At 57.1% G+C, this 13,648-nt stretch carries 17 protein-coding genes; 9 read left to right on the top strand and 8 right to left on the bottom strand.

Going from position 1 to position 13,648, the window contains the following annotated elements; genetic code table 11:
• Window positions 1–29: 29 nt before the first annotated feature.
• Window positions 30–554: an allophycocyanin subunit beta-18 gene (locus tag WH7805_RS02025; RefSeq protein ID WP_006041270.1), complete on the bottom strand. Its 525-nt coding sequence runs from the start codon at window positions 552–554 to the stop codon at window positions 30–32.
• A gap of 214 nt (window positions 555–768) precedes the next feature.
• Here WH7805_RS02025 and glnA point away from each other — a divergent pair, with 214 nt between their 5' ends.
• Entirely contained in the window at window positions 769–2,190 is a 1,422-nt protein-coding gene (gene glnA, locus WH7805_RS02020; RefSeq protein WP_006041269.1) for a type I glutamate--ammonia ligase, read from the top strand.
• A 9-nt stretch (window positions 2,191–2,199) separates the two neighbouring features.
• On the opposite strand, the gene WH7805_RS02015 is transcribed toward glnA, so the two are convergent.
• A complete protein-coding gene (locus WH7805_RS02015) occupies window positions 2,200–2,469 on the bottom strand; it encodes a hypothetical protein (protein WP_006041268.1) in 270 nt (89 codons plus the stop codon).
• 147 nt (window positions 2,470–2,616) lie between these two features.
• Between WH7805_RS02015 and WH7805_RS02010 the strand changes: the two genes are divergently transcribed.
• The 3 genes from WH7805_RS02010 to WH7805_RS01995 all read left to right on the top strand — a co-directional run bounded on the left by WH7805_RS02010 (window position 2,617) and on the right by WH7805_RS01995 (window position 4,636).
• A complete protein-coding gene (locus WH7805_RS02010) occupies window positions 2,617–3,687 on the top strand; it encodes a class I SAM-dependent methyltransferase (RefSeq protein ID WP_006041266.1) in 1,071 nt (356 codons plus the stop codon).
• Window positions 3,688–3,754: 67 nt separating this feature from the next.
• The gene (locus WH7805_RS02005) at window positions 3,755–4,072 is read left to right on the top strand and encodes a hypothetical protein (protein ID WP_006041265.1); all 318 of its coding nucleotides are present in this window, start codon (window positions 3,755–3,757) and stop codon (window positions 4,070–4,072) included.
• A gap of 315 nt (window positions 4,073–4,387) precedes the next feature.
• Complete coding sequence (locus WH7805_RS01995; protein WP_006041263.1) at window positions 4,388–4,636, top strand: DUF6439 family protein; 249 nt, start codon at window positions 4,388–4,390, stop codon at window positions 4,634–4,636.
• On the opposite strand, the gene WH7805_RS01990 is transcribed toward WH7805_RS01995, so the two are convergent.
• A complete protein-coding gene (locus tag WH7805_RS01990) occupies window positions 4,596–5,060 on the bottom strand; it encodes an ATP-binding protein (protein ID WP_006041262.1) in 465 nt (154 codons plus the stop codon). The genes WH7805_RS01995 and WH7805_RS01990 overlap by 41 nt on opposite strands.
• Window positions 5,061–5,143: 83 nt before the next feature.
• Complete coding sequence (locus tag WH7805_RS01985) at window positions 5,144–5,860, bottom strand: GUN4 domain-containing protein (RefSeq protein ID WP_006041261.1); 717 nt, start codon at window positions 5,858–5,860, stop codon at window positions 5,144–5,146.
• A 39-nt stretch (window positions 5,861–5,899) separates the two neighbouring features.
• Here WH7805_RS01985 and mnmH point away from each other — a divergent pair, with 39 nt between their 5' ends.
• Genes mnmH through WH7805_RS01965 form a run of 4 tightly spaced genes read left to right on the top strand, consistent with a single transcriptional unit; the run spans window position 5,900 to window position 9,447 of the window.
• Entirely contained in the window at window positions 5,900–6,955 is a 1,056-nt protein-coding gene (mnmH, locus tag WH7805_RS01980; protein ID WP_006041260.1) for a tRNA 2-selenouridine(34) synthase MnmH, read from the top strand.
• Window positions 6,956–6,983: 28 nt separating this feature from the next.
• Complete coding sequence (gene psb28, locus WH7805_RS01975; RefSeq protein ID WP_006041259.1) at window positions 6,984–7,373, top strand: photosystem II reaction center protein Psb28; 390 nt, start codon at window positions 6,984–6,986, stop codon at window positions 7,371–7,373.
• Window positions 7,370–8,449 carry an AI-2E family transporter gene (locus tag WH7805_RS01970; RefSeq protein WP_006041258.1) on the top strand — a complete coding sequence of 360 codons (1,080 nt, stop codon included), beginning with the start codon at window positions 7,370–7,372 and terminating at the stop codon, window positions 8,447–8,449. Before psb28 ends, WH7805_RS01970 begins: the two co-directional genes overlap by 4 nt.
• Entirely contained in the window at window positions 8,446–9,447 is a 1,002-nt protein-coding gene (locus tag WH7805_RS01965; protein WP_006041257.1) for an AI-2E family transporter, read from the top strand. Before WH7805_RS01970 ends, WH7805_RS01965 begins: the two co-directional genes overlap by 4 nt.
• Before the next feature lie 247 nt (window positions 9,448–9,694).
• Here WH7805_RS01965 and WH7805_RS01955 read toward each other — a convergent pair whose 3' ends face one another.
• Window positions 9,695–10,177: a flavin reductase family protein gene (locus WH7805_RS01955; RefSeq protein WP_006041255.1), complete on the bottom strand. Its 483-nt coding sequence runs from the start codon at window positions 10,175–10,177 to the stop codon at window positions 9,695–9,697.
• 112 nt (window positions 10,178–10,289) lie between these two features.
• Between WH7805_RS01955 and WH7805_RS01950 the strand changes: the two genes are divergently transcribed.
• Window positions 10,290–10,904: a hypothetical protein gene (locus tag WH7805_RS01950; protein WP_038004264.1), complete on the top strand. Its 615-nt coding sequence runs from the start codon at window positions 10,290–10,292 to the stop codon at window positions 10,902–10,904.
• A gap of 34 nt (window positions 10,905–10,938) precedes the next feature.
• On the opposite strand, the gene WH7805_RS01945 is transcribed toward WH7805_RS01950, so the two are convergent.
• From WH7805_RS01945 to secD, 3 genes are read right to left on the bottom strand one after another with little or no spacing between them, the layout of a single operon-like run.
• The gene (locus WH7805_RS01945; protein WP_156783580.1) at window positions 10,939–11,190 is read right to left on the bottom strand and encodes a hypothetical protein; all 252 of its coding nucleotides are present in this window, start codon (window positions 11,188–11,190) and stop codon (window positions 10,939–10,941) included.
• Entirely contained in the window at window positions 11,171–12,169 is a 999-nt protein-coding gene (gene secF, locus WH7805_RS01940; RefSeq protein WP_038004261.1) for a protein translocase subunit SecF, read from the bottom strand. The genes WH7805_RS01945 and secF overlap by 20 nt, the downstream gene beginning before the upstream one ends.
• A gap of 3 nt (window positions 12,170–12,172) precedes the next feature.
• Window positions 12,173–13,645 carry a protein translocase subunit SecD gene (gene secD / locus WH7805_RS01935; protein WP_006041251.1) on the bottom strand — a complete coding sequence of 491 codons (1,473 nt, stop codon included), beginning with the start codon at window positions 13,643–13,645 and terminating at the stop codon, window positions 12,173–12,175.
• Between the last annotated feature and the right edge of the window lie 3 nt (window positions 13,646–13,648).

Raw genomic sequence — 13,648 nt, 5'->3', positions numbered from 1 at the left:
TTGAAACGAACGGAAATTCCTTGAAGGAATCAGCGTTGGCGAACGTCGCTTGCAGCCAGCCCTGCAGCCATGTGCTCAAAAGGCGAACGAGCCAATCCAAGGCAATTCGACGGAACTCCTTCCGAGAGGAGACGCTCACAGAGAACATCAGCGAGGAGAACCATGCTTCTCACCGTCGGACCGGTCGGTACTCCCAGACTTTTATAGGTATCGTCAAGCCCGTTTAGGACCCGCTCGTTCAGGATCGTGCTGTCGCCAGCGATCAAGGCATAACTGGCGTAACGCAGGAAATAATCCATGTCACGAAGACACGCCGCCAGACGCCGTGTGGTGTAAGCGTTTCCACCGGGGAGTAGCAATTCCGGATCCCCTTGAAACAGTCGCTGACTGGCTTCACGGACAAGATCTGCCGCTTCCCTGTTGATCAACTCAACAGCCTTCAGCCTGATGGTGGATTCATCGAGATAAGCCTCAATCCGGTCGATGGCAGAACGATCGAGGTAGCGGCCAAGCTGGTCGTAACGACCAATCAATCCGGTGATGGCATCGCGCATGCAGAACCCTGGCCACGTTGGCCGGAAGCTAACACCACCATCGACGCAAAACCCCTTCCAGCGCGTGGGATCCCGGGAACTTGACAGAAACGGTTACCAAGGGAGCACCAAGCCCTCATGAATAGTGACAAGAGAAAAAATGTACTGACGGATACAAAACGGGTGCACATCGATCCCTACGTTCAAATTGCTATCCAAAGAACCACTGACGCCAATGGCTACGACCGCCCAGGATGTGCTCCGTCAGATCAAGGATGAAGGCATTGAACTCATTGATCTCAAGTTCACCGACCTCCACGGCAAGTGGCAGCACCTGACCATCTGTTCCGATCTTCTGGAAGCTGAGTCCTTCAACGAGGGACTTGCCTTTGACGGATCCTCAATTCGCGGATGGAAGAGCATTGACGCGTCCGACATGGCGATGGTGCCAGACCCATCAACGGCCTGGATCGATCCGTTTTACAGCCACAAGACTCTCAGCTTGATCTGTTCGATTCAGGATCCGCGAACCGGCGACGCTTACGATCGCTGCCCGCGTGCTCTCGCTCAGAAGGCACTGGCCTACTTATCAGGCAGCGGTCTCGCTGACACGGCCTTTTTCGGACCTGAGCCTGAATTCTTCCTGTTCGATGACGTGCGATACAGCTCCAGCGAAGGAGGAAGCTTTTACAGCGTTGACACCATCGAAGCCGCCTGGAACTCCGGACGGCTCGAAGAAGGCGGAAACCTTGGCTACAAGATCCAGTTAAAAGAGGGATATTTCCCCGTTTCACCCAACGACACAGCGCAGGACATCCGTTCTGAAATGCTGCTCGTGATGGCCCAACTTGGGATCCCCATCGAAAAGCATCACCATGAAGTTGCCGGTGCAGGGCAGCACGAACTAGGCATGAAATTCGCCGAGCTGATCCAGGCGGCGGACAACACCATGACCTACAAATATGTCGTTCGCAATGTGGCGAAGAAGTACGGCAAAACCGCCACATTCATGCCCAAGCCAGTGTTCAACGACAACGGCAGTGGCATGCACGTGCACCAGAGCCTCTGGAAAGGAGGCCAACCGCTGTTCTTCGGCGAAGGCACTGAGGCCAACCTGTCCCAAACCGCCCGCTGGTATATCGGCGGGATCCTCAAACACGCGCCTTCATTCCTCGCATTCACCAACCCCACCACCAACAGCTACAAGCGCCTGGTGCCGGGCTTCGAAGCACCAGTCAATCTCGTGTACTCCGAAGGCAATCGCTCAGCTGCGGTGCGTATCCCTCTGACTGGACCCAATCCCAAGGCCAAGCGCCTTGAGTTCCGCTCCGGAGACGCACTGGCCAACCCTTATCTGGCTTTCGCCGCCATGATGATGGCCGGCATTGATGGCATCAAAAATCAGATTGATCCGGGCGCTCCCACGAATGTGGACCTCTTCGAGCTGTCCGCAGAACGCCTGAGTGAGATTGACACGGTTCCAGCCTCACTGAATGGTGCTTTGGAAGCGCTCAATGCTGATCATCACTACCTCATGGAAGGTGGTGTGTTCACCAAAGACTTCATTGATAACTGGATCGATTTGAAGTACGAGGAGGTGCAGCAGCTTCGCCAGCGTCCGCACCCCCACGAATTCACCATGTACTACGACGCCTGAATCCAGGCATCAGCGGTGTCGCAACTGAGCCATGGCGCTGTCGCGGAGATGCCTTTCGTGCATCCTGCGACGCGCCAACAGCTCTTGCTGAGCAGCGGCACTGCGCTGATCCAGCCCTTGGAGCCCCCCACGTTGCACATGGGCAGCTTCTTCACGGGCAATCACGTGAGCATGGTGATCGGCCCACGCCAAATACTCCGCAGCTGCTCGTTGACGACGCTCCAGCACATTGCCGGAGTACTGAATGACCGGAGATGTTGCTTGCGCTTGCTGCATCATCGCTAAGCCCCTTTGTGGATGATTCAATTCTGTAGCAACCGCTACTTATTTTCCTTCTTCTTCACAAATTGTTCTGTGGAAACGCAAGCCACGGCCACAGTGAGCTCAAGGATCGACTGGAATGATTCGGTTTGATCAGGCCAAGTCATGGCGCCCAGCATCACCGAAATCGCGTATCGGACCCTTCAGCAGGGACGAAGCCTCGCGGGGTTGGTGCATAAGGAACTGAGCACCAAGGTGATGGAGGCTGTGGCTCCGGATGTCGTGCCGCAGACCCAGCCGGTTCCAGCGGAGATGATGAATGCCCTGAGGAAGTCACTCGATGCCCTGCAGGACCGTGACTGGAAGGATGCTGAGGCAGGGATCTATCCACAATCCCTTCTCTTTGACATCCCCTGGTTGGAATGGGCTGAACGCTATCCCCGGGTGTGGCTAGACCTTCCTTCCAACTGGTCCAGACGTCGGGCCAGAGACGTGCAAGATCTTCCGGATCTTTCCAATCGCGAGCTCTATCCCGAGTACTACCTCCAGAACTTTCACCACCAAACCGATGGGTACCTTTCAGACCACTCGGCAGAGCTCTATGACCTCCAGGTCGACATCCTGTTCAATGGCGCCGCCGATGCGATGCGCCGCAGGATCATTCCTTTCCTTCAAGCCGGTCTGAAGCACTTTTCCAACCGCAACCCAGGGAGTCTGCGCATCCTCGATGTCGCCACCGGGACAGGACGAACCCTTCATCAGATCAGAGCGGCCCTCCCTGCATGCACGCTGATCGGGGTCGACCTCTCCGAGGCCTACCTGCGTCAGGCCAATCGTTGGTTGAATCAAAGCCGCAGCAGCCTTGTTCAGCTTGTGCAAGGGAATGCCGAACGCATGCCCTTCGATGAGGGCGGCTTTCAAGCCCTCACCTGTGTGTTTCTGATGCACGAACTGCCCGCTGAGGCCAGGCAGGCCGTCCTTCAAGACTGTTACAGGCTTCTAGAACCAGGAGGGGTCCTGGTACTCGCCGACTCGGTTCAGCTGAAAGATTCCCCCCAGTTCGACGTAGCCATGGACAATTTCCGTCGCGTGTTTCACGAGCCTTACTACCGCGATTACATCAGTGACGACATTGATCAGCGGCTTCTGGACGCAGGATTCTGCAATCTGCAGGCAGAGTCGCACTTCATGACGCGGGTGTGGTGCGCAACCAAGCCGGACTGCGGCACGAAGTGATTCCCTGACAGACAGTCTTGCAAGGGTGGTATGACCCCATAAGGTGCAATCAATTGTGTGACCACTGATGACGAATCCTTTCCGGATCCGCTGGTTGCAGGGCTGGACCTTTCAGTTGGTGTTGATGGAGGGCAAAGTTCAGGTAGAAGCGCATGGCTTCGGAATCTGTCTGCGTACTGCCGTTCACCCAGGCGAAAGTCCCCGTTCAGCGGCAGATCGACTAGTCCTCGCAGAAGATCGTCGTCGTCGGGCCCTTCACCAGGCCTGGATCAAGGGGAACACGCTCACGAACACCAGCGGCACTGATGTTCCTCCCCTGGATGGTGCAATCCCAGAACCCCCCGATTCCCTGGTTGTCGTGCAGCAGTCTCTCGTTGCTGTCTGAATCAACTTCGGCTTAACCACCATCCGACCAGGAGTCCAGGCCCACTCCATCGCAGGGCCTTCCAGAGGAGTTGACCTCGTTCTCGATCGACAAGCCAACGAAATCCCTCTGGGTCGGCGTCAACGCATTGCTGAATCAGTTGACGCTGCTGCCTCCGACGCCTGGATTTGAGATCTGAGCCTTCCCATTGTCTGGGCTGCAGACCTGCAAGCCGGCTCAAATGATGAAGAGCTCGTTGCTGAAACCGGTGAAGCTTGGTCACCGCTGTCACGCGTCGCCCATTCAGACTAGAAAGATCTCTACGCACGGATCGGCGTGACAGTGAATCCCTGGCCTGACGGTGCCGTGGAGCAAGCCAAGGCTCTGCATCAATCACTCAGCATTGGAGACCGCGATTGGCACCGGCTGAAATCCAATCCGGATCGACGGGGAGCAGAGCTGCTTGCTGCGGCACTGACTCAGCTCCTCCAGACAGGCGATCGCGGCGATGTGGAAGCACTGACCGAACAGGCGCTGGGATGGATCAGACGAGAACTGAAAGATCCCGGGTGCCCACACCGTTGACCACAGCAGATGATCGTCCAGGTCGACGACATGCGAGCTGAACACGGTTACCGCGCGAGCTCCAGCGGATGTCATCAAAACACTGATGCATCAGGAACAGTCCCCGACCATGATTCGCATCCAATTGCTCAGGCAGGCAGGCGATACGCGCGGGGCCTGGAAGCCCATCGCCCTCATCTTGGATCTGCCAGATCAACCAGTTGGGAGTGAGAATCCTGCGGATGCGCAGACATTTGTCAGGGTCACCTGCATTGCCATGACGCACGGCATTCACAATGGCCTCCTGCAATCCCAGCTGCAACCTGCAAGAGGTTTCCTGGCAATCAACAGGATCGAGAAGCAGCTCCAGCAGAGGGCTTAACTGCAGCGTTGAAGGGAGGATGAAATCAGCCCACCGAAAGACAGGCAGATAGCGGCTGAACATTCGGACTGATCCATCCTTCTTCGACCATAACGAGGGATGAAGACCATGCCAAACACCAAGGAGGCTGGAGGCCTCCCCAGAATTCAAACTCTGGGCTGAAGTCCAGGATGAGACAGCAATGCATCCATCAGACGGACACCGCGAAGCTGATTGATCAATGGCATGTGCCCTTCCGGTGCATCCATGGACCACTGGAAAGCGCCTGGATACCGGGTCCAGGTGCCGTCAAGTTTCCAGCCAATTCTCGGCCAAAGCCTGTCATATCGACCATCCAAAGCCTTCAGCAGTCGCGCCTGAACCGTGAATCCGAAGCGGCCCTGTGAGTAGGCGATCCAGAGCCGATCCAGAGTGGTCAGGTCGAGTCCTTCCATGGGTGGCACCTCGCTGAAATACACGTACCCCCGCTTCACGGCCTGATCTCCTGCAAGCTCACGCAGCACGCAACTGGTCAGACGATCGGCTTCTTCGAAGTCCTCATCAAGCAACGCTCGCTGCATTGGGCCGTAGTCGATTCCTCGAGCCGATGGGGCTTGAAACCAGCCACCCGATTCAACTCCGGGAATTCGGGCGAGAGCGTCAGGTTGGTGACGGCGAAGAACTTGGAGGATCCACCCGGCGGCCCAGTCATCCCCACTGGGTTCATAGGGCTTCAGAGCATCTGTTGCAACGTCAGCCAAGGCATCGGCAGCCTTCTCCAGCGCAGCAGCTGTCGCGCGACGCTGCCGGGCCGAGCCGTTCGCGAAGCGGTCGAGGAGCTTGTCGATGCTGAGATCTTGAGCTGGAGTTCTTCCGGAGAGCATGACGTCCTGCCGGCTCGGCAGGGTCGACGTTGGCCCACTATGTCAGGCATGGGCATCACGACAGCAGTCAGTGTCGAGGCATTCCGCGAAGCGGCAGGTCCGCTGGTCGACGTTCGCACCCCCAGGGAGTTCGCTCAAGGTCATTGGCCCGGAGCCATCAACATTCCTCTCTTCACGGATGAGCAGCGCCACGACGTCGGGCTCACGTACAAGCAGCAGGGTCGCCATGCTGCGATCCAACTCGGTTTAACCCTTTGCGGCCCTCGCCTAGGGGATCTGTCGGACTCCCTCACCCGAACCGCTGGGGGAGCAGCGCAACCCTTACGCCTCTACTGCTGGCGAGGCGGGATGCGATCCAACAGCATGGCCTGGCTGGCGGGCTTGAGTGATCATCCGGTCTGCCTGCTTGAAGGCGGATACAAACGTTATCGGCAGTGGGTGCTTCAGAGCTTTGATGCTCCCTGGCCCCTCAAGGTGCTCGGAGGACGCACAGGCACCGGCAAGACAGACCTGCTTCTGGAGCTGGAAGGTCAAAACGTGGCAGTGGTGGACCTGGAAGGCCTTGCCCATCACCGCGGAAGCAGTTTCGGCAATCTCGGACTGCCTGAGCAACCAAGCACGGAGCATTACGAGAATCAACTGGCCGAGACGCTTGAAGGACATGCGCGCCGGAGAGCCTCTGAAATCTGGCTCGAGGCCGAAAGTGCCCAGGTTGGCCGCTGCAGAATTCCTGGGGCCCTGTTTCAGCAAATGCAGTTAGCCCCTGTTCTTGAAATCCGCCGCAGTGATCAGGAGCGGATCAACCGTCTCGTGGATGTGTACGCCGTGCACGACGCAACCGCCTTGCGGGAAGCGACCGAACGAATCCAGCGGCGGTTGGGGCCTCAGCGCACACGGGTCGCCCTTGAAGCCATCGATCAGCAGCGCTGGGACGATGCCTGCTTGGCAATGCTCGCTTACTACGACGGTTGCTATGACCGGGAGCTGGAACGCAAGCCAGCATCTTCAACGATTGACCTTGAGGGAATCGATCCCAAAGAAGCAGCCGAACTACTGGTTGAACGAGGCGTCGTCACAGCAATGGTCTGCTCTTAAGATCGCGTCTTGCGCGGTAGTTCGATCCATGGCAGACGGCGACAAGGCAGCGATTCAGTTCTTCCGCGGTACAGATGAACCCGTTGTGCCTGATATCCGGCTCACCCGCAGCCGGGATGGACGGACCGGTCAGGCCACATTCATCTTTGAGCAACCTGAGGCTCTGGCTCCTGAAACTCTCGGCAATATTGCTGGAATGTGGATGGTGGATGAGGAAGGTGAGATGGTGACCCGAGAGGTCAATGGCAAATTCGTCAACGGCAAGCCATCGGCCTTGGAGGCCACTTACACCTGGAAAACGGAGCAGGATTTTGAACGCTTCATGCGTTTTGCTGAACGCTACGCCGAGACCAAAGGACTCGGTTATTCGCAAAACTCGAGTGACAATGAAGGCGCCGACGAAGAATCTGAAGTGTGAAGTTTCAGCATTGGCTTGGGTTAGCGGCATTGCTGATTTCCGGGCTACTGCTCTGGAGCCTGCGTGACGTTCTGATTCACCTCTTCGCAGGGGTTGTGTTGGCAATGGCTCTCTGCACCTTGGTGGGAGCCCTACGTGAGCGCTGGTCCCTGCCGAGGCCATTGGCACTTCTGGTGTGTTTGCTCGGGTTGGCGTCCGTGGTCGCCATCGCGGTGGCGGTGATTCTTCCTCCGTTCTTCAGCCAGTTTCAGCAGCTCCTGCTGCAACTTCCGGCTGCCGCCAGGGCACTGCAGCAGATCGTCACCGGATGGCTGAATTCTGCTTCATCCCTTGTTTACGGCCAGGACGCTCAACCTGCGTTCACCCCGTCGAATCTCTCCAACGGCCTCTCGGGACTCCCGAGCGGCTCGGCTCTTGCCTCTGGAGTGACCGGAAGCCTCAAAGGAGTTCTTGGGTTGGCAGGAAATGTCGGCAACGGTCTTGTTCAGCTGCTGTTCGTGATTGCCGTGACCTTGATGGTCAGCATCCAGCCGATGGCCTATCGGGAGGTGGGGATTCAGTTGGTTCCCTCGTTCTATCGACGCAGAGCGAGAAGCATCCTGCTCCAATGTGGTGAAGCGCTCAGCAGCTGGATGATCGGTGTGTTGATCAGCTCGTGCTGTGTGGCAGTGCTTGCCGGCATTGGCCTGACGCTACTCGGCGTCAAACTGGTTGTCGCGAACGCACTCCTGGCTGGTCTTCTCAACGTGATCCCAAACGTGGGACCAACTCTCAGCACGGTGTTTCCCATGTCGGTTGCCCTGGTGGATGCGCCTTGGAAAGCTCTTGCCGTCTTAGCTCTTTACGTGGTGGTTCAGAACGTCGAAAGCTACGTGATTACTCCTTCAGTGATGCAGCACCAGGTGAATCTGCTTCCGGGTCTCACGCTCACTGCCCAATTCATCTTCACGGTGCTTTTTGGCCCACTGGGTCTGCTGATGGCCCTGCCGCTCGCGGTTGTCCTTCAGGTGATCATCCGTGAAATCGTGATTCACGACCTTCTCGACCCCTGGAAAAAGAGACGGGTTAACGCATGAATCCTCGCAACCTGCTGGCTGCTCTCACCTTGGTGGTGCTGGCCCTGCTGGTGTGGCAGCTGCGTTGGGTTCTCCTCGTCCTGTTTGGTGCTGTCGTGCTTGCTGTCGCTCTGGATGTGCCGGTGCACATGTTGATCAAACGCTTCAGCATGCAACGTCCTCTGGCACTCCTTCTCGTGGTGGTGGTGCTGGCAATCGGTGGAATGGTGGTCATGCGCCTGCTTCTACCAGAGCTGATCACGCAGTTCGGGCAGCTCACGTCTCTTCTGCCAAGCCTTCTTGGGAAAGTACGCACCATCCTGTCAAGCCAGCCCCTGCTTGCGGAACTGAATCAATCCATTCCAGACCAGTTCAGCTGGGACAAGGTTCAACCCGTGGGGTTTCAGCTCCTGGGAGTCGCCGGTGGAGCTGCCAACGGCTTCATTCAGGTTTTGCTCATGAGCCTTCTTGCTGTTCTCCTCGCCCTTGATCCCGAAGCTCATCGCCGCATGGTGATCGCGGCGACTCCAAGGCCTGCACGGGACGCCATGGCTGAAGTGCTCAACCGTTGCAGGGCGGCTCTCGGAGGATGGTTGGCTGGAATGACACTTTCGGCAACAGCTGTCTTTCTTCTGACCTGGGCCGGTCTGGCCGCCCTGCAGGTTCCGCTTGCATTGTTGAGTGCCTTGGTCTGCGGCGTTCTCACTTTTGTCCCCACAATCGGCCCAACCGCTGCCACGGTTCTTCCCCTGGGAATCGCCCTGCTCATCTCTCCGACCCTGATGGTGCAGGTGCTGGTGCTGCGATTAGTGATTCAAAACCTCGAAGCCTTTCTTCTCACTCCCATCCTTTTGCGCAGAACCGTGAATCTGTTGCCCACGGTGGCACTCACGTCTCAACTCAGCCTGGGAGCACTGCTCGGACTTCCAGGCGTTCTCTTAGCGCTCCCTCTCGTCGTTGTACTTCAGGTGGGGATGGAGCAGATCGTGGTCAAACGCATCATGGACCGATGGACATAGCCATCAACAAGAGATGCCAGGGCGGAGCTACAGCTACTTCTCGCTGTAGTCCTCCAATTGGCGTTTTTGGTCGTTGAGCTGACGCAATCTCTCGACGTGTTGCTCATGCTCCCCGCTGCTCCAATGTTGAGGGAAAGCAACTCGGGCTTGAAGCTCCGAGATTTCGTTATTGAGTTCTCTCGCTGGGTCCTCTGACCATGGGGCTTCTTCACTGTGGTCCATCGCGAAGGGAAGGCCACAATCTTCATCACCCTCCGTACTGCCAGCCCGTTGCACTGAGCTCGAGTGCAGGAGCATCGCGATGGAGCAGGGAAGATTTCACTTCACCGATAAAAACCGTATGGTCGCCGTGGGCGAGCTGGCCTACCACTTGGCACTCCACTCCCCCAAGGCCATCTTTGAGAATTGGCAAACCGAGAGGCCCCAATTCATAGGGTGCTGCCTCGAAGCGTCCACCAACGGCGGATTGAGGCTTGAAGAAAACCGCAGCCAGGTCTTTCTGATCGCTGGCGAGCACGTTGAGCGAAAAACGACCTGTGCGCTGAATCATTCCGTTGCTGGTGCTGTCGGCTTTCACGGCCATCACCACGAGAGGTGGTTCAAAGGAACCCTGTGTCACCCAGCTCGCCGTGAATCCATTCACCGCATCACCCTCGGCAACGCCGCAGATAAACAGTCCATGGGGGATTTTCCGCAACAACGTTTTCTTCGCTTCAAGATCGAGAGTCATGACCGTCTCCTCGTTTTGACACCACATTAATGGGAGTATTTCTCAACTCGGAAATGGATGGGTGCACGCCTGTACCAAACTGCTAGCTTTCCGCTTCGTCTAGGAAAAATCGTTGGAGAAGCCCTCCTCGCTGATTGTATTCGCGACAGTGGCGGGAAGCGGCATGATTGGACTTCTCCTGTACGCCGGCCTTTTTTATGCCAATGCCCGGCGCTCAACGTCTGCGCCGGAGGCAAAAAAAATCCTTCCCAACTACCCCTCCAGAGAGGCGGCACAGGCCGAGTCCGAACGGTGGGTGCAAGAGGGTGGAGAATTCGTCGTAAGAACAACGCGGCGAGTTCGCCGATCCGTACCCCTGAGCAAGCAAGAACGTCTCAAGCTGACAATGCTTGCCGACGAACGCCTGCGCGCCCGGATCGAAGCGGACTACGCCAAGTGCCTGGAGAGAGCAGACAACAACCTGGCCAAAGAACTCTGCTCGTTCCAACAGACCAGCGAACAATCACAGGAGCAAGCATCCCGGGGCTATGAAGCCAAAATTCCCAACACAAAAGTGATCGAGGATGTCGATGTTGCAGAGAGCAAAGAACCTCGTCGAACGTGCACATTCGCTGAAAATTACCGTCGCTTCAATTGCATTGAACTGGACATTAAACGCAATGCAGTGATTGATGCAGCTCCGCGAAAGTCTTTAGCTACCAAAACCTATAAACAGTTTAGATACTGATGATTGAGAACACTGCATGTAGACATCAAGCGCTCTAATCAGCAGATCGTTCTTTAATGCGACCGCGTCGGTAATGGGACCAGAGAGAAGGCTGGAGCATCAGCACGATCACGGCCAGAGTGTGCTGTCGAAAGGCAAACATCAGCGCTGTCAACGTGATGTGATCCAGAAGAAGGCGGAGTTCTGTGCGTAAATCCAGGAACGCAAGGATCAATAGCAACAGCGGAACCCACTGTTGAGAGCGCTCCCTCTGGCCTGTCTTCACCTCAGGCACTGGCCTGGGCACTCGTGCGACTCGGCCAAAGGCTAAGCAACGAGGGTGCCAATGCAATGCTGGACCAGCTCCCCACCACAACGCCAAGGGCCAGAGCGACAGCAAACCAGTACAGCGTTGATCCACCAAAAAGAATCAGGGCAATCAAGGGGAGCAACGTGGTGCCACTTGTGTAGAGCGTGCGCGTCAACGTTGCGGAAACCGCTCTGTCGACTTGCACCGTGAGGTGAAGATCGCCGTCCTCCCGTTGGCGTTCACGGATGCGGTCGAACACCACCACCGTGTCGTTGACGGAATACCCAGCAATCGTGAGGAGAGCAACGGCAAACAGGCTGTCAACCTCAAGACCCGTGATCAAGCCGAGCCAGGCAAAGACACCACAAACAATCACGATGTCGTGAGCCAATGCCACCAGAGCCAAAAAGGCAAAGCGCCGGTCGTAGCGGATTGTGATGTAGATAGCAATTCCGGTGAAAGCAACCAAAAGAGAGATCAAGCTGCTGCGCAGCAACTGAACGCCGAGGCTGGGACCAATCGTGTCAACCGACTGACCTCCAGCGACAAAGGGGCCGGCAACGGGCTCCAGGGCCTGGATCACAGCCTGCCCCTGCGATGCCGTCAGAGCTGGCATACGCAGAACAACCGACTGCCCCCGATCGAGAAGCTGAACCCTGGCTGTGTCCAGATTGGGAGCCCTTCGGCCTGGTTCAACGGGGAGAGGGATGGCCGTCAGGGTGTTTTCGATGGTGCTAACGCTTAGATCAGAGCAGGCCTCTGCAGCACAACGACGTTCCAACTGAATCTTGGTCCCTCCAGTGAAATCAAGCCCAGGCCTTAACGGAGACCGAATCTGAGGGTTGGTCCAGCTCAGGACAAGACCAGCCACGCTGATCAGAAGCACCACAGCAGAGATCAACCACACCTGACGCCTGCGGCTCGTCAAAGGAAACCGAAGTGAACGGTCTTTGGGATCAGGATTAGAAATGGGCATAGCTCAGGCAGCCGACGAGGGAAGTTGCCCGGCGGGCAGAAAATTAGTGGGTCTGCGCAGACCCTGGTAACTCATCAGAAAACGCAGCAGGGTGCGTGTGCAGGTGAGGGCAGTGAACAAACTGAGAATCACACCGATGCCAAGGGTCGCCGCAAAACCTTTCACCAGTCCTGTTCCCAGGAAAAAGAGGGCACCACAGCTGATCAGGGTGGTGAGATGGCCATCAAGAATCGAAGAGATGGCTTCCTGAAAACCGGTTTCGATGGATCGAATCAGCGTGTTGCCACGGCGCAGTTCATCCTTCACCCGCTCAAAGATCAACACGTTGGCATCCACAGCCATGCCGATACTGAGGATGAAGCCAGCGATCCCCGGCAGCGTGAGGGTGACGGGGATAAGGGCATACACCGCAAGATTGAACAGGGCGTAGAGGCTCAAAGCCATCACCGCCACAACCCCGGCCAAGCGATAGGTCAACACCATGAAGAGGCCTACAAGCACAAGGCCGGACAAGGCAGCGATCAGGCTGCGACGCACGTTGTCTGCACCAAGCGTGGGACCGATGGTGCGAACTTCGAGGATCTCAACGGGAAGAGGCAAGGATCCGCCCCGAAGCTGAACCTCGAGATCTCTGGCCTCTTCAGCGGTGAAATTGCCGGTGATCGTCGCGGCTCCACCGGCGATACCAGCCGCCTTGAATTCAGGTCCAACACTGGCTTCACTGATCGGCCTTCCATCGAGAACGATGCCCAGAAGCCGATCAGTTCCGGCGATGGATTGGGTGAGCTTGGCGAAGCGATCACCTCCCTCAGCATTGAAACCGAGGGTGACCTCCCAACCTGAAGAATTCTGTCGTTGCTGACGTCCGGCAGTCACCAGATCCTTGCCGGTGAGAGCCGCTGGTTCGAAACGATCAACGATCTCAGCATTGGTGCGCTCGAGGAGCTGCTGAAGCTGCTCCTCCTCACTGTTGGCGTTACCGTCCAAGCCGAGGGCTTCCTGGACCTTGGCCAGTTCCTCGGGATTGATGGACGCGTCATCCGCTTCGGAGGCGTCCGCTTTGACAGCTAAAACACTTTTCAACTGAGCACGGAGCTGCAGAAGGCTGCGCATCTCCTCTTCAGTCCCGGGTTTCTGCGCCCTGAATTCCAGCAGAGCTGTGCTGCCGAGAACACGGGCGGCACGGCTTGGATCCGTCACCCCAGGCAGCTGCAGAAGCAGTTGGTCATTCCCGACGGTCTGGAGGGTGGATTCTGCAACACCCAGACCATTCACCCGTCGTTCCAGCACGAGCTTCACCGCATCAAGCTGTTCCGGCTTGATCGCAGTGATGGAACCGGCTGGCTGGACTTCCAGGGTGAGTTGACTGCCGCCGCGCAAATCGAGTCCGAGCTGCAGAGGAAAGCTGGAAAGAACAGACGCTGCCGCGATCGTCAGCGCAAGGATGAGGGCAAACCAGCCCTGTTGACGGGCCATCGA

The sequence above is a fragment of the Synechococcus sp. WH 7805 genome, assembly GCF_000153285.1.
GTDB lineage: Bacteria > Cyanobacteriota > Cyanobacteriia > PCC-6307 > Cyanobiaceae > Synechococcus_C.
The sequence above is the reverse complement of the archived record's forward strand: the minus strand, read 5'-3'. Positions and strand labels throughout refer to the sequence as shown.